At 60.7% G+C, this 14121-nt stretch carries 16 protein-coding genes; 5 read left to right on the top strand and 11 right to left on the bottom strand.

Going from position 1 to position 14121, the window contains the following annotated elements; translation table 11 throughout:
* Window positions 1-314: 314 nt before the first annotated feature.
* Entirely contained in the window at window positions 315-755 is a 441-nt protein-coding gene (locus tag TU73_RS01160) for a hypothetical protein (RefSeq protein ID WP_057010611.1), read from the bottom strand.
* Here TU73_RS01160 and TU73_RS01155 point away from each other — a divergent pair.
* Window positions 754-1209, top strand: coding sequence for a tRNA (cytidine(34)-2'-O)-methyltransferase (locus TU73_RS01155; protein WP_046070509.1), 456 nt, complete (start codon window positions 754-756; stop codon window positions 1207-1209). The two genes, TU73_RS01160 and TU73_RS01155, sit on opposite strands and share 2 nt — an antisense overlap.
* A 119-nt stretch (window positions 1210-1328) precedes the next feature.
* Here the strand turns inward: TU73_RS01155 and secB are convergent, their stop codons facing one another.
* The 3 genes from secB to TU73_RS01140 are packed head-to-tail and all read right to left on the bottom strand — an operon-like array spanning window position 1329 to window position 2513.
* Entirely contained in the window at window positions 1329-1808 is a 480-nt protein-coding gene (secB, locus tag TU73_RS01150; protein ID WP_014716520.1) for a protein-export chaperone SecB, read from the bottom strand.
* Window positions 1805-2098 (bottom strand): glutaredoxin 3, encoded by a 294-nt coding sequence (gene grxC, locus TU73_RS01145; RefSeq protein WP_057010610.1) that lies wholly within the window; start codon window positions 2096-2098, stop codon window positions 1805-1807. The genes secB and grxC overlap by 4 nt, the downstream gene beginning before the upstream one ends.
* A gap of 1 nt (window position 2099) precedes the next feature.
* A complete protein-coding gene (locus TU73_RS01140; RefSeq protein WP_057010609.1) occupies window positions 2100-2513 on the bottom strand; it encodes a rhodanese-like domain-containing protein in 414 nt (137 codons plus the stop codon).
* A gap of 151 nt (window positions 2514-2664) precedes the next feature.
* On the opposite strand from TU73_RS01140, the gene gpmI reads away from it, so the two are divergent.
* The 4 genes from gpmI (at window position 2665) to TU73_RS01120 (ending at window position 7870) form a co-directional block, all read left to right on the top strand.
* Window positions 2665-4191 carry a 2,3-bisphosphoglycerate-independent phosphoglycerate mutase gene (gene gpmI / locus TU73_RS01135; RefSeq protein WP_057010608.1) on the top strand — a complete coding sequence of 509 codons (1527 nt, stop codon included), beginning with the start codon at window positions 2665-2667 and terminating at the stop codon, window positions 4189-4191.
* Between the two features lie 257 nt (window positions 4192-4448).
* Window positions 4449-5744, top strand: a complete 1296-nt coding sequence (locus tag TU73_RS01130) for a murein hydrolase activator EnvC family protein (protein ID WP_057010607.1) — start codon at window positions 4449-4451, stop codon at window positions 5742-5744.
* A 30-nt stretch (window positions 5745-5774) separates the two neighbouring features.
* A complete protein-coding gene (locus TU73_RS01125; RefSeq protein WP_057010606.1) occupies window positions 5775-7091 on the top strand; it encodes a S41 family peptidase in 1317 nt (438 codons plus the stop codon).
* A 2-nt stretch (window positions 7092-7093) separates the two neighbouring features.
* Window positions 7094-7870 (top strand): divergent polysaccharide deacetylase family protein, encoded by a 777-nt coding sequence (locus TU73_RS01120; protein WP_057010605.1) that lies wholly within the window; start codon window positions 7094-7096, stop codon window positions 7868-7870.
* 153 nt (window positions 7871-8023) lie between these two features.
* On the opposite strand, the gene TU73_RS01115 is transcribed toward TU73_RS01120, so the two are convergent.
* The 7 genes from TU73_RS01115 to TU73_RS01085 all read right to left on the bottom strand — a co-directional run bounded on the left by TU73_RS01115 (window position 8024) and on the right by TU73_RS01085 (window position 13821).
* The gene (locus TU73_RS01115) at window positions 8024-8779 is read right to left on the bottom strand and encodes a substrate-binding periplasmic protein (protein WP_057010604.1); all 756 of its coding nucleotides are present in this window, start codon (window positions 8777-8779) and stop codon (window positions 8024-8026) included.
* Between the two features lie 66 nt (window positions 8780-8845).
* On the bottom strand, window positions 8846-9616 hold the full coding sequence (gene hisF / locus TU73_RS01110; protein ID WP_003171107.1) for an imidazole glycerol phosphate synthase subunit HisF: 771 nt from the start codon (window positions 9614-9616) through the stop codon (window positions 8846-8848).
* Between the two features lie 9 nt (window positions 9617-9625).
* Window positions 9626-10363 carry a 1-(5-phosphoribosyl)-5-[(5-phosphoribosylamino)methylideneamino]imidazole-4-carboxamide isomerase gene (gene hisA, locus TU73_RS01105; protein ID WP_057010603.1) on the bottom strand — a complete coding sequence of 246 codons (738 nt, stop codon included), beginning with the start codon at window positions 10361-10363 and terminating at the stop codon, window positions 9626-9628.
* Window positions 10364-10402: 39 nt separating this feature from the next.
* Complete coding sequence (locus TU73_RS01100; protein ID WP_043047297.1) at window positions 10403-10660, bottom strand: DUF2164 domain-containing protein; 258 nt, start codon at window positions 10658-10660, stop codon at window positions 10403-10405.
* On the bottom strand, window positions 10661-11299 hold the full coding sequence (hisH, locus tag TU73_RS01095) for an imidazole glycerol phosphate synthase subunit HisH (RefSeq protein ID WP_043047298.1): 639 nt from the start codon (window positions 11297-11299) through the stop codon (window positions 10661-10663). It lies immediately after the preceding gene.
* A complete protein-coding gene (hisB, locus tag TU73_RS01090) occupies window positions 11299-11895 on the bottom strand; it encodes an imidazoleglycerol-phosphate dehydratase HisB (RefSeq protein ID WP_043047299.1) in 597 nt (198 codons plus the stop codon). Before hisB ends, hisH begins: the two co-directional genes overlap by 1 nt.
* Window positions 11896-12159: 264 nt before the next feature.
* Window positions 12160-13821 (bottom strand): OFA family MFS transporter, encoded by a 1662-nt coding sequence (locus TU73_RS01085; protein WP_057010602.1) that lies wholly within the window; start codon window positions 13819-13821, stop codon window positions 12160-12162.
* Between the last annotated feature and the right edge of the window lie 300 nt (window positions 13822-14121).

Genomic DNA, 14121 nt, shown 5'->3' with positions numbered 1-14121 from the left:
CTGCAGACTGTGCACCGCTTCAATGCACGATGAACCGGCATTGAGCACAGTCCAGAAACCTCACAAAGCACTTTTGCTACGAAGTTCTTAACCGTAGAACTTACCAAAGCCCCGTATCCCGGGGCTTTGCGCTTTTTGGCATTTTTTTCCAGCAGCAATTGCAAGTTTTGGCACGCCCCCTGCAATAACCCCAGTACTACCCAGTTTCGGGGACCTTGGTACAGGCAGGCCGAGAATCCCCTCTTTAACACCGAAGCCTCTGGCTTCACCCCGTTTTGGGAGCCCTGGTACAGGCAGGCCGGGAACTCCCTCTTTTATTGCTCTTGGAGATGGACCTCCAGCCGCCAGCGGTCATCGACCTGCTCGCCTTTCCATTCCCCTCGCAATGGCCGCGCCGCCACCAGGTTCAGCAGCAAACCGCCATCGGTCTTGCGCACGCGCCAGTTCACATCCTTGTCATTGACCTTAAGTTGCCCGCCGGCAGGCTTGCCCAGCGCGTCGAACAGCAGCGCCACGGTGCCATCGATATGCTCGCCATGCAGTTTGGGCTCGCTGTTGAACCACACCACGATGCCGTCCGCCGCCGTCTCTATTTGCTGCAGCTCAACCGGGTCCGGGGTGGTCAGGCGACCAATCATCAGGCCAATCATCAAGCCGACAATCGCCAACGAGCCCAGAACCCTCGGCAATAGCTTCGGCCTGGGGTCGTCTTCGGGGGTAGAATGCAGCGCATCTTTGCCTTCGGAGCCGTGCATGTTTCACGTCATCCTTTTTCAACCAGAAATTCCGCCGAATACCGGCAACGTTATCAGGCTGTGCGCCAACAGTGGCTGCCACCTGCATTTGATCGAGCCGCTGGGCTTTGACATGGACGACAAGCGCCTACGCCGCGCCGGGCTGGACTACCACGAGTACGCCACCCTCCAGCGCCATGCCGACCTGGCCAGCTGCCTGGAAAGCCTGGGCCATCCACGCCTGTTTGCGTTCACCACCAAGGGCTCGCGGCCGTTTCATGATGCCAGCTTTGCCGAAGGCGACGCCTTCCTGTTCGGCCCGGAAAGCCGTGGCCTGCCAGCCGACGTGCTCGACGCCCTGCCCGACGGCCACCGCCTGCGCTTGCCGATGCGCGAAGGCTGCCGCAGCCTGAACCTGTCCAACACCGTGGCCGTCGCCGTCTACGAAGGCTGGCGCCAACTCGGTTTCAAATAACACGTAAAACAAATGTGGGAGGGGGCTTGCCCCCGATGGCGGAGTGTCAGTCGACATCTAAGTGACTGGTCCACCGCTATCGGAGGCAAGCCCCCTCCCACATTTTTTACCGCATCGACTTACTGAACCGTCGGCGCGCCTTCCTGCTGCATGCGCTGCAGCTCTTGGGCGTACAGGGCATCGAAGTTCACCGGAGCCAGCATCAGGGCCGGGAACGAGCCACGGGTGACCAGGCTGTCCAGGGTCTCGCGGGCATACGGGAACAGGATATTCGGGCAGAACGCACCCAGGGTGTGGCTCATGGAAGCTTCGTCCAGGCCCTGGATCAGGAAGATACCGGCCTGTTGCACTTCAGCGATGAAGGCTACTTCTTCGCCGTTCTTGACGGTAACCGACAGGGTCAGCACGACTTCGTGGAAGTCGCCTTCCAGGGCTTTCTGACGGGTGTTCAGGTCCAGCGCAACGCTTGGGGTCCATTCCTGGCGGAAGATGGCCGGGCTTTTCGGCGCTTCGAACGACAGGTCACGCACGTAAATGCGCTGCAGCGAAAACTGTGGGCCTTGGGCTTCTGCTGCTTCGGTGTTCTGTTGATCAGTCATCGCAGATCCTTCTTTATCTTGGGGTCTTTTAGGGGTTGGGCGGACAGCAGCGCATCAAGTTTACCGGCGCGCTCCAATGCAAACAGGTCATCGCAGCCACCGATATGCCTGGCGCCGATCCAGATCTGCGGGACCGACGTGCGGCCGGCCTTCTGGGCCATTTCGGCGCGCACCTGAGGCTTGCCATCGACCTTGATCTCTTCGAAGGCCACCTTCTTGCTTTGGAGCAACTGCTTGGCTCGAATGCAATAAGGGCAATAATCGCTGGAATACACGACAACCTGGCTCATATCACTTCACCAGCGGCAGATTATCGCCACGCCAGCTGCTGATACCACCCGACAGCTTGGCGGCGGTAAAGCCGGTCTTGAGCATCTCGCGGGCGTGGGTGCCGGAGTGCTGGCCTTGGGCATCGACCAGGATGATGGTCTTGGCCTTGTATTTTTCCAGCTCGGCCAAGCGTGCGATCAGCTTGTCCTGAGGGATGTTAAGGGCACCGACGATATGACCGGCGGCAAAATCCTTGGCCGGGCGAATATCGACGACAACGGCCTCATCCTTGTTGACCAGCGCGGTCAGCTCCGACGTGCTCAGGCTGCGACCACCGCGGCTCAGTTCATGAGCGATCAGCAGCGCCAGCAGGATGACGAAGGCACCCACGAGCAGGTAGTGGGCAGTGGCAAATGCAATCAGGTGATCAACCATCAAGGAGGTTCCAGGGCGTTAAAATGGCGGTAAGTATACACAGGCGCCAGGGGCGGCCAACCCCCGTAAAGCGGTGACGTGGTTGGAACTTCGCTTTAAACTGCCACTCCCTTTTCAATTGTCTTCCTTCATTACCGCCGCGAGAGGATCTATGACTACTACGCCTAAACCTTTGGTCCTGATAATTCTCGATGGCTTCGGACACAGTGAAAGCCACCACGACAACGCCGTGTACTCGGCCAACAAGCCGGTACTGGATCGCCTGGCCGCCACCGTACCCAACGGTTTGATCTCAGGTTCCGGCATGGACGTGGGCCTGCCGGACGGCCAGATGGGCAACTCGGAAGTCGGCCACATGAACCTCGGCGCCGGACGAGTGGTATACCAGGACTTCACCCGTGTCACCAAAGCGATCCGCGATGGCGAGTTCTTCGAAAACCCGACCATCTGCGCCGCGGTCGATAAAGCCGTCGCCGCCGGCAAGGCCGTGCACTTCATGGGCCTGCTGTCGGACGGTGGCGTACATAGTCATCAGGACCACCTGGTGGCCATGGCCGAACTGGCCTTCAAACGCGGCGCCGACAAGATCTACCTGCACGCCTTCCTCGACGGCCGCGACACCCCGCCGAAAAGCGCGCAATCGTCCATCGAACTGCTCGACACTACATTCGCCGCCCTCGGCAAGGGCCGTATCGCCAGCCTGGTCGGCCGTTACTTCGCCATGGATCGCGACAACCGCTGGGACCGCGTGTCCCAGGCCTATAACCTGATCGTCGACGGCCAGGCCGAATTCCATGCCGCCACCGCCCAGGAAGGCCTGGAAGCCGCCTACGCCCGCGGCGAAAGCGATGAATTCGTCAAGGCCACCACCATCGGCGAGCCGGTTAAGGTCGAAGACGGTGACGCCGTGGTGTTCATGAACTTCCGCGCCGACCGTGCCCGCGAGCTGAGCCATGTGTTTGTCGACGAAGGCTTCAAAGACTTCGAGCGCGCACGCCAGCCGAAAGTCGAATTCGTCATGCTTACCCAATACGCCGCCAACATCCCGGCCCCATCGGCTTTCGCCCCGGGCAGCCTGGAGAACGTGCTGGGCGACTACCTGGCGAAGAACGGCAAGACCCAGCTGCGCATCGCCGAAACCGAGAAATACGCCCACGTGACGTTCTTCTTCTCCGGTGGCCGCGAAGAACCGTTCCCCGGCGAAGAGCGCATCCTGATCCCGTCACCAAAAGTCGCCACCTACGACCTGCAGCCGGAAATGAGCGCGCCGGAAGTCACCGACAAGATCGTCGATGCCATTGATAACCAGCGTTACGACGTGATCGTGGTCAACTACGCCAACGGCGACATGGTCGGCCATAGCGGCAACCTGGAAGCGGCGGTCAAGGCCGTTGAATGTCTGGACCTGTGCGTCGGCCGCATTGTCGACGCCCTGGAAAAAGTCGGCGGCGAAGCGTTGATTACCGCCGACCATGGCAACTGCGAGCAGATGTCCGACGAATCCACCGGCCAGGCGCATACCGCCCACACGACCGAGCCGGTGCCGTTCATCTACGTTGGCAAGCGCGACTTCAAAGTGCGTAATGGCGGCGTACTGGCGGATGTGGCACCGACCATGCTGATGCTGATGGGCCTGGAAAAGCCTGAAGAGATGACCGGGACCTCAATCCTGGTCTGATCTAAACAGCAACGCATAACAATGTGGGAGGGGGCTTGCCCCCGATAGCAGTAGATCAGCCAATACATTTTCAGCTGACACACCGCCATCGGGGGCAAGCCCCCTCCCACATTAGCTTTGCAGTGTTTGGTAGATATCTTTTTGCCATACCACCGCCACTCGGCACCTATCTTGCCCGCCAGCCCCAATTGGGCGTTTTTTTTGCAGCGCTTGGCGGGCATACTAGGCCGTCCCTTTCCCTGGTGTCGCCCGCCTCTATGCTTCGCGCCTTGATAACCCTCGCTCTTGTCTGCCTGCTCCAACCGGCCTTTGCCGATGAGCGTGCACAAACCCAACAACAACTGGACGCTACGCGTCAGGACATTGCCGAGCTGAAAAAGCTGCTGGGCAAGCTCCAGGAAGAAAAATCCGGCGTGCAGAAAGACCTGCGCGGCACGGAAACCGAAATGGGCAAGCTCGAGAAGCAGGTCCAGGAGTTGCAAAAAGAATTAAAGAAGAGCGAGTCGGAACTGGAGCGACTCGACGCTGAGAAAAAAAAACTCCAGAGCGCACGCGTTGAACAGCAACGCCTGATCGCGATCCAGGCCCGCGCCGCGTACCAGAGCGGCCGCCAGGAATACCTCAAGCTGCTGCTCAACCAGCAGAACCCGGAAAAATTCGCCCGCACCCTCACGTATTACGATTACCTGAGCCAGGCGCGCCTGGCGCAATTGAAGGGTTTCAACGAAACCCTGCGCCAGTTGGCCAATGTCGAACAGGAAATTGCCGATCAGCAGTCACAATTGCTCGATCAGAAAAGCGCCCTGGATACCCAGCGCGACCAGTTGGACAAGGTACGCAAGGAACGCCAGCAAGCCCTGGCCAAGCTCAACAACGACGTGAAAGCCCGCGACGCCAAGCTCCAGGCCCGCGAGCAGGACCAGGCCGACCTGGCCAAAGTGCTCAAGACCATCGAAGAAACCCTGGCCCGCCAGGCACGCGAGGCCGAGGAGGCGCGGCAAAAAGCGCTGATCGCCCAGCAGGAAGCGGAAAAAAAGCGCCAGCGTGAAGCCGAACTGGCTGCCAGCAGCGACGCGCCAGCGCCGCGCAAACCGGCACGCGCAGCCTCTGGCCCGCTGGTGTCCAGCAGCGGCGAGTCCTTCGGCGGCCCTTTTGCATCAGCCCGGGGCAAACTTCCATGGCCAGTTGATGGTCGATTACTGGCACGCTTCGGTGAAACCCGTGGCGATGACACCCGCGCCAAGTGGGATGGGGTGATGATCAGCGCCTCGGCCGGCAGCCAGGTCCATGCCGTCCACGGCGGGCGCGTGGTGTTTGCCGATTGGCTGCGGGGCGCCGGTTTGCTGGTGATTCTCGACCACGGCAATGGCTATTTGAGCCTTTACGGCCACAATCAGACATTACTCAAGTCGGCAGGTGATGTTGTAAAAGCCGGTGAATCCATCTCCACTGTCGGTACCAGTGGCGGCCAGGACACCCCGGCGCTGTACTTCGCTATTCGTCAGCAGGGTCGCCCGAGCGATCCTGCACAATGGTGCAGATCCCAAGGATAGGGTCGCATCTACATTAGGAGTTCGTTCGACATGCTGCATTTGTCCCGCCTCACTTCGCTGGCCCTGACGATCGCCCTGGTGATCGGCGCGCCTCTGGCTTTTGCCGACCAGGCCGCACCGGCTGCGCCCGCCGCCATGGCCGCGACCACCAAGGCACCGTTGCCGCTGGACGAGCTGCGCACCTTTGCCGAGGTCATGGACCGGATCAAGGCAGCTTATGTCGAACCCGTAGACGACAAGACCCTGCTGGAAAATGCCATCAAGGGCATGCTCAGCAACCTCGACCCGCACTCTGCCTACCTGGGCCCGGAAGATTTTGCCGAGTTGCAGGAAAGCACCAGCGGTGAGTTCGGCGGCCTGGGCATCGAAGTGGGCTCCGAGGACGGCCAGATCAAGGTGGTCTCGCCCATCGACGACACTCCGGCGTCCAAGGCCGGTATCCTGGCCGGCGACTTGATCGTGAAGATCAACGGTCAGCCGACCCGCGGCCAGAGCATGACCGAGGCCGTCGACAAGATGCGCGGCAAGCTCGGCCAGAAAATCACCCTGACCCTGGTACGCGACGGTGGCAACCCGTTTGACGTGACCCTGGCCCGCGCGACCATCACGGTCAAGAGCGTCAAGAGCCAGTTGCTGGAGTCTGGCTACGGCTATATCCGCATCACCCAGTTCCAGGTCAAGACCGGCGACGAAGTGGCCAAGGCCCTGGCCAAGCTGCGCAAGGACAACGGCAAGAAACTCAACGGCATCGTGCTCGACCTGCGTAACAACCCAGGCGGCGTGTTGCAATCGGCGGTGGAAGTGGTCGACCACTTCATTACCAAGGGCCTGATTGTCTACACCAAGGGTCGTATCGCCAACTCCGAACTGCGCTTCTCGGCCACCGGCAACGACCTGAGCGAGAACGTGCCGCTGGCGGTGCTGATCAACGGCGGCAGCGCCTCGGCCTCGGAAATCGTCGCCGGTGCCCTGCAGGACCAGAAGCGCGGCGTCCTGATGGGCACCACCACCTTCGGCAAGGGCTCGGTGCAAACCGTGTTGCCGCTCAACAATGAGCGGGCGCTGAAGATCACCACGGCGCTGTACTACACGCCGAACGGCCGCTCGATCCAGGCCCAGGGCATCGTGCCGGACATCGAAGTGCGCAGGGCCAAGATCACCAACGAGATCGACAGCGAGTACTACAAGGAGGCCGACCTGCAAGGTCACCTGGGCAATGGCAACGGCGGTGCCGACCAGCCGACCGGCAGCGGCGCCAAAGCCAAGCCGATGCCGCAGGACGATGACTATCAGTTGGCCCAGGCGCTGAGCCTGCTCAAGGGCCTGAGCATCACCCGCAGCCGTTGATCATGCGTTTTTTCCTGATCATCGCTGTGCTGTGCAGCCTGGCCGGGGTCGCTCAAGCGACCTCGGCCAGCAGCGAGCCACACAAAGCCTACCTGACCCTCATCATCGACGACCTCGGGCAAAACCTGACCCGGGATCGTCGTGTGCTGGCCCTGCCTGGGCCGGTAACCACCGCGATCATGCCCGACACGCCCCACGCCGCCGAATTCGCCCGCGAGGCCCACAAAGCCGGCAAGATCGTGATCCTGCACATGCCCATGGACCCGGCCACCGGCCCCTTCGCCTGGCACCCCGAGCTGCCCGTGGAAGAACTCGGCAAGCGCCTGGACGCCGCGTTTGAAGCCGTGCCCTACACCGCCGGGATCAACAACCATATGGGCAGCCGCATGACCGCGCAGCCGCAGGCGATGGCGTGGTTGATGGCCGAGCTGCAACGTCGCCATAAGTTCTTCGTGGACAGCCGCACCAGCGCGCAAACCGTCGCCGCCGCCGAAGCACAAAAGATCGGCCTGGCTCATGTCTCACGGGATGTATTCCTCGATGACGAACGCACCGAGGCGGCAATTACCACCCAACTGCAAACCGCAATCAAGCTGGCGCATAAGCAGGGCTCGGCGGTGATGATCGGGCACCCTTACCCACAGACCCTGGCGGTGCTGGAGCGCGAACTGCCCAAGCTCAAGGCACAGGGCATCGACTGGATCGATATCAAGCTGATGATCAGCGTGCGCAGTAACCAGGCCATGAGTGCCCACGGCAAAAACGGCATTTACCGCTAAATGAGCGCGGTCAAAATGTGAGAGGGGGCTTGCCCCCGATGACGGTGTGTCAGTCAACATTTATGTGACTGGACCACCGCTATCGGGTGCAAGTCGAATCGTCGCACCGCCCCTCCCACATTTGACCGCATTTGTTCTGCGCAACTGCCAGCTTCAGAGGTAACGCGCCATGATTTCGTCTACACGACCGCTCTTGCGTAACTCATCCAGCGCGGTCTGGAGCTTGGCAACTACGTCATCCGGCACATCCCTGTTCAACGCCAGGTAAAGCTGCGCGCTATTGAACCGCAACACGGTCTTGAGCCCTGTCACACCGACCTGCCGCGCCAGGTAACGCCCAGCGGGATCGCCAGTGGCCCACAGGTCGATCTGGCCTTCCATGAGTTTTTGCGCATTGTCCTGGTCGCGCAGGGCGACAATCGGATTGAGCCCCTGTTTTCCCAATGTTTCGGCAATCGCATCGCCCTTGTAAGCGCCTATTTTGTAGCGGCGGGCGTGCTCAAGCTCGTTGAGCTGGATCTTGCTGTCGGCCTTGGCCAACAGCACCCAATCATCCGGGCCGATGGGGCCGACCCATTTGAACAAGGCTTCACGGTCCGGCAGGCGCGCCATGACAAATACACCGTAGCCGGGTTTTTCCAGGGCGAGCTTGTAGATTCGCTCCCATGGAAAACGCAGGGTTAGGTTGTAGGAAATGCCGGCGCGCTTGAAGGTCTCGCGCACGATGTCCACGGCGATGCCTTCGATGTTCTCGTCCTTGGCGAAGTTCTTGCCGTTTTTCGCCATGTTGTAGGGCGGGAAATTTTCCGTCAGCAGCACCAGGGAAGTGTCAGACGACTCATCGGCGTGTGCCGTAGCCACCATGAGCATGGAGGAACTGGCGAGGGCGAGCAGCAGGTGTTTGAACATGAAGGCTACCGGAATCCATGGCAAGCGCAGAGAGTGCCGCGAGCCTGCCATGGTGTCCAGCAGCGTTTAGCGAACGACGATACCGCGCGCGGCCATATAGGCCTTGGCCTCGGGTACGGTGTATTCGCCAAAGTGGAAGATACTCGCCGCCAGTACCGCGCTGGCATGCCCTTCGATCACGCCATCGGCCAGGTGCTGCAGGTTGCCGACACCGCCGGAGGCGATTACCGGGATGCCCAGGGCATCGCTGATGGCGCGGGTGACACCCAGGTCGAAGCCATTTTTCATGCCGTCCTGATCCATGCTGGTCAGCAGGATTTCACCGGCGCCCAGGCCTTCCATCTTCATCGCCCACTCCACTGCGTCCAGCCCGGTAGGCTTGCGCCCGCCGTGGGTGAAAATCTCCCAGCGCGGGGTTTCGCCCGGCCCGGAAACCTTCTTGGCGTCGATGGCGACCACGATGCATTGCGAGCCGAAATGCTGCGCGGCTTCGCCGACGAACTCGGGGTTGAACACGGCGGCGGTATTGATCGAGACCTTGTCCGCGCCAGCATTGAGCAGGTTGCGGATGTCTTGCACGGTGCGTACGCCACCGCCCACGGTCAGCGGGATAAACACCTGGCTGGCCATGCGCTCGACGGTATGCAACGTGGTGTCGCGGCCATCGACGCTGGCGGTAATGTCGAGAAAGGTAATCTCGTCGGCACCTTGCTCATCGTAGCGACGGGCGATTTCCACCGGGTCGCCGGCATCGCGGATGTTCTCGAACTTGACGCCCTTGACCACGCGACCGTTGTCGACGTCCAGGCAAGGGATGATGCGTTTGGCCAGCGCCATGGTCAGTCCTCAGCCGTTGTAGGCGTCGCAGTAAGCCTGGGCTTCGGCGACGTCCAGGGTGCCCTCATAGATCGCCCGGCCAGTGATGGCGCCGATGATGCCAGGCGCCTTGGCGTCCAGCAGCGACTTGATGTCGCCCAGGTTGTGAATGCCGCCGGAGGCGATCACTGGAATCCTGGTCGCCGCCGCCAGGGCAGCGGTAAACGGCACGTTGCAGCCCTGCATCATGCCGTCTTTGGCGATATCGGTATAAACGATGGCGGACACGCCGTCGGCTTCGAACTGCTTGGCCAGGTCGATCACCTGCACGGTGCTGATTTCTGCCCAACCGTCGGTGGCGACAAAACCGTCTTTCGCATCCAGGCCGACGATAACCTTGCCGGGGAATGCACGGCAGGCTTCGGCGACGAAGGCTGGGTCTTTCACCGCCTTGGTGCCGATGATCACGTAGCTCACACCCGCTTTCACGTAGTGCTCGATGGTCTCCAGGGAACGGATACCGCCGCCGATCTGGATCGGCAGATTCGGGTAGCGCCTGGCGATCGCGGTGACCACCTCGCCATTGACCGGCTGGCCTTCGAAGGCACCGTTCAAGTCCACCAGGTGCAGACGGCGGCAGCCACCCTCCACCCATTTGGCGGCCATGCTCACCGGGTCATCGGAGAACACCGTGGAATCTTCCATGCGGCCCTGGCGCAGACGTACACAGGCGCCGTCCTTGAGATCGATAGCGGGGATAATCAGCATCTGGCAAACCTTATTCGATATTCAGCAATGCTTGGGAAATCAGGGTTTCTCAAGCGACCACAAGTCGCTTTCGATGCTTTCGAACCTTTCTTTGAGGAGCGTCTGCGTATCGAAAATCGCCCTGTTGTAATAATGCGGTGCCACTTCGGTGGTGAACAACTCAAGAATCTCGGCGACTTCGAACGAACCCAGCTTGAGCTCGAAGCGGTCCTCCATGAACCGCTTGATCTTGTCGGTGGCCGCACGCTCCTGTTCGGGCGTGAGGTTCAAGATCGGCGGTTTCGGTTTCTTGGCCATTTACCAGCGACCATCCCACGCGGCGAAGTTCTGCAGCAATTGCAGGCCATGGGTATGGCTCTTCTCCGGGTGAAACTGCACGGCAAAGCGTGAACCGTCGGCCAGCGCTGCGGCGAAATCGACACCGTAGTGCCCGCCACCCACCACCTGGCGCGGGTCACCGGCGGCGATGTAGTAGCTGTGCACGAAGTAGAAGCGCGCCATGTCCGGGATCTCATGCCACAGCGGGTGGTCGACGGTGCGGCGCACTTCGTTCCAGCCCATGTGCGGGACTTTCAAATGCTCGCCATCTTCATGCAGGCCCTTGCCGAAGAACTTCACCTGGCCTGGAAACAGGCCGATGCAGTCGACGCCGTCGTTCTCTTCGCTGCTGTCGAGCAAGGCTTGCATGCCCACGCAGATACCGAGGAACGGGCGGTCCTGGCTGACTTCGCGCACCAGACTGTCAAAACCCAGGCGGCGGATCTCGGCCATGCAATCGCGAATCGCCCCCACGCCGGGAAACACCACGCGGTCGGCTTCGCGAATCACGTTGGCATCGCTGGTGATCAGCACCTTGCCAGCGCCTACATGCTCAAGGGCCTTGGCCACCGAGTGCAGGTTACCCATGCCGTAATCGATAACCGCGACCGTCTGCATTACAGCACGCCCTTGGTCGACGGCATTTGCCCGCCCATACGCTCGTCGACTTCTACAGCCATGCGCAGCGCGCGACCGAAAGCCTTGAACACGGTTTCGATCTGGTGGTGAGTGTTGGTGCCGCGCAGGTTGTCGATATGCAGGCTGACAAGGGCGTGGTTGACGAAGCCCTGGAAGAACTCCTGGAACAGGTCGACGTCAAAGCCGCGGCCCACATTGGCGCGGGTGTAGGGCACGTGCATCTGCAGGCCTGGCCGGCCGGAGAAGTCGATGACCACACGCGACAGCGCTTCGTCCAGCGGCACATAGGCATGGCCGTAGCGGCGGATGCCTTTCTTGTCGCCAACAGCCTTGGCAAAGGCCTGGCCGAGGGTGATACCCACGTCTTCCACCATGTGGTGGTCGTCGATGTGCAGGTCGCCCTTGCCGACGATATCCAGGTCGATCAGCCCATGACGGGCGATCTGGTCCAGCATGTGCTCAAGAAAAGGTACACCGATATCAAATCGGGCCTTTCCGGTGCCATCCAGGTTGATCGAGGCTTTGATCTGGGTTTCCAGAGTGTCGCGCTCGACAGACGCCTTACGTTCGGCCATCACCAGCTCCGCAAAATCATTGGGCGAAAAAGGCAGCCATTATAGGGGCGCGGGCGCTAAACAGAAACATCGAAGGGGATAAGACTGATGGAGTGTCGGGGATAGACATGTGCATACAGGTGAAGCATCGCCCCTGAAAGCACTGGGAAACCAATGTGGGAGGGGGCTTGCCCCCGATAGCGGTGGGTCAGTCACTGAATCATTGACTGAAACTCCGCTATCGGGAGCAAGCCCCCTCCCACAGTTGATATCCCACAGCTGATATCAGTGGAACAGTACCGCCGTCTTCTGCAGGGTCACCCACACACCCCACGCCAACGGAATACCTACCACCAGCCAGGCGGCAACCGCCAACGGCTTGCTACCGGCGGACGCTTTCCACTCCAGCACGGTGGTCGCATCGGCACCTTTGTCATGCCCCAGCGCCTGTTCGGCGGCAAGTTCCGCGTCGGTCATGAAGTACTTGTCGGCCACCGGGCGCACCAGCATGTTGCAGATAAAGCCCAGCACCAGCAGGCCGGCGAGGATATACAAGGTGATGTCGTAGGCCGCAGCGCGTTCAACGCCGATACTCAGTTGGTATTCACGCAGGTAGTTCACCAATACTGGCCCCAACACGCCCGCAGCCGCCCAAGCGGTCAGCAGGCGACCGTGGATGGCACCGACCATTTGGGTACCGAACAGGTCAGCCAGGTAAGCCGGGACGGTGGCAAAACCACCGCCGTACATCGACAGCACGATGCAGAACGCGGCCACGAACAGCGCGACGTTACCCAGGTGCCCCAGGTTCGGGATCAGCGCGTACAGGGCAAAGCCCAGTGCAAAGAACACGAAGTAGGTGTTTTTGCGCCCCAGGTAATCGGAGAACGACGCCCAGAAGAACCGGCCCCCGATGTTGAACAGGCTCAGCAGGCCAGTAAAGCCAGCGGCAATGGCCGCAATGGAGGCAAGCTGACCGGCATCCAACTGGCCAAATGGCACGTCAACACCCAGCAGCTTGCCGCCGAACACTTCCTGCAACAGTGGCGAGGCCATGCCGAGGATGCCGATACCGGCCGATACGTTCAGGCACAACACCAGCCATACCAGACGGAATTGCGGGGTTTTCCACGCGACATTCACATGCACGTGACGATGAGTGATCATCGCGTTGCTGGCTTTTTTCGCCGGCGCGGTCCAGCCCTCAGGCTTCCAGCCGGTCGGCGGCACGCGGTACAGCAGTGCACCACCGATCATGAACACGAAGTAAATCGCCGCCATGACCACAAAGCTCTGCCATACACCGACGCTGGTCGGCGAAGAGAAATGCCCCATCAGCGCCGCGGCCAAAGGTGCACCCACCATCGCGCCGCCGCCAAAGCCCATGATCGCCATGCCGGTCGCCATGCCGCGCTTGTCCGGGAACCACTTGATCAGGGTCGATACGGGCGAGATATAGCCCAGGCCCAAGCCGATACCACCAATGACCCCGGAGCCGATCCACATCAGCCAGATCTGGTGGGTATAGATACCCAGCGCAGAAATCAGCAAGCCACCGCACCAGCACAGTGCCGAGACAACCCCGGCCTTGCGCGGCCCGGCATGTTCCAGCCAACCGCCCCAGATCGCTGCCGAGCAGCCCAGGAAGATAAAGAACAAGGTGTATATCCAGCCCAGCATGGAGATGGGCCAGTCGCATTCAGACGAGAAGACTTGGGCGATGAAGCTCATGTCCGGCGCGCAGGCCACCGGTGCGGTGATCCCCAGCGCCTTGGACAACGGCAGCCAAAATACGGAGAAACCGTAGGCCATGCCGATACACAAGTGAATGGCCAGGGCGGCCGGCGGGACCAGCCAGCGGTTGAACCCCGGCTTGGCGATGATGCGTTCCTTGGACAGGAACGCGGGCTGTGCGGCGACGGCGCCGGCCACAGTGCTAGTGCTCATTGGTGTTTCCCCCAGTTATTAATATGCGTCCGTCAGGCGCTCTCTCCCTCGGCCTTGCACGCAAAGCGTGGCCGTTTTGTTGAGTGAAGCTCCCTTTTAGGCGCGACGTTAAGTCGCAGAAGGCGGACGAACGTGCAGAGATTAGCACCAGTGGATGACAGAAAAATCAAACTGCCACTACCTTTTTTGGATTATCTGCATTTTTTTGACGTCAAAATCCTATTTCCGCGTCTCTGGATACAATGTAACGATCCGTGAACTGACGCAGGCCGTCGGGCGTTATACTCTGCGGCTAAATTT

Origin of the sequence: Pseudomonas libanensis, from assembly GCF_001439685.1 — a bacterium.
Lineage (GTDB): Bacteria > Pseudomonadota > Gammaproteobacteria > Pseudomonadales > Pseudomonadaceae > Aquipseudomonas > Aquipseudomonas libanensis.
This window is presented reverse-complemented; position numbering and strand designations above follow the sequence as displayed.

What these genes read in the sequence shown, in the direction of transcription:
- TU73_RS01140 (WP_057010609.1), bottom strand. Translation starts at nt 2,513, where the DNA reads ATGGTTGATCACCTGATTGCATTTGCCACTGCCCACTACCTGCTCGTG.
- gpmI (WP_057010608.1), top strand. Translation starts at nt 2,665, where the DNA reads ATGACTACTACGCCTAAACCTTTGGTCCTGATAATTCTCGATGGCTTC.
- TU73_RS01125 (WP_057010606.1), top strand. Translation starts at nt 5,775, where the DNA reads ATGCTGCATTTGTCCCGCCTCACTTCGCTGGCCCTGACGATCGCCCTG.
- TU73_RS01155 (WP_046070509.1), top strand. Translation starts at nt 754, where the DNA reads ATGTTTCACGTCATCCTTTTTCAACCAGAAATTCCGCCGAATACCGGC.
- TU73_RS01085 (WP_057010602.1), bottom strand. Translation starts at nt 13,821, where the DNA reads ATGAGCACTAGCACTGTGGCCGGCGCCGTCGCCGCACAGCCCGCGTTC.
- hisF (WP_003171107.1), bottom strand. Translation starts at nt 9,616, where the DNA reads ATGGCGCTGGCCAAACGCATCATCCCTTGCCTGGACGTCGACAACGGT.
- hisA (WP_057010603.1), bottom strand. Translation starts at nt 10,363, where the DNA reads ATGCTGATTATCCCCGCTATCGATCTCAAGGACGGCGCCTGTGTACGT.
- TU73_RS01100 (WP_043047297.1), bottom strand. Translation starts at nt 10,660, where the DNA reads ATGGCCAAGAAACCGAAACCGCCGATCTTGAACCTCACGCCCGAACAG.
- TU73_RS01120 (WP_057010605.1), top strand. Translation starts at nt 7,094, where the DNA reads ATGCGTTTTTTCCTGATCATCGCTGTGCTGTGCAGCCTGGCCGGGGTC.
- grxC (WP_057010610.1), bottom strand. Translation starts at nt 2,098, where the DNA reads ATGAGCCAGGTTGTCGTGTATTCCAGCGATTATTGCCCTTATTGCATT.
- hisB (WP_043047299.1), bottom strand. Translation starts at nt 11,895, where the DNA reads ATGGCCGAACGTAAGGCGTCTGTCGAGCGCGACACTCTGGAAACCCAG.
- secB (WP_014716520.1), bottom strand. Translation starts at nt 1,808, where the DNA reads ATGACTGATCAACAGAACACCGAAGCAGCAGAAGCCCAAGGCCCACAG.
- TU73_RS01130 (WP_057010607.1), top strand. Translation starts at nt 4,449, where the DNA reads ATGCTTCGCGCCTTGATAACCCTCGCTCTTGTCTGCCTGCTCCAACCG.
- TU73_RS01115 (WP_057010604.1), bottom strand. Translation starts at nt 8,779, where the DNA reads ATGTTCAAACACCTGCTGCTCGCCCTCGCCAGTTCCTCCATGCTCATG.
- hisH (WP_043047298.1), bottom strand. Translation starts at nt 11,299, where the DNA reads ATGCAGACGGTCGCGGTTATCGATTACGGCATGGGTAACCTGCACTCG.
- TU73_RS01160 (WP_057010611.1), bottom strand. Translation starts at nt 755, where the DNA reads ATGCACGGCTCCGAAGGCAAAGATGCGCTGCATTCTACCCCCGAAGAC.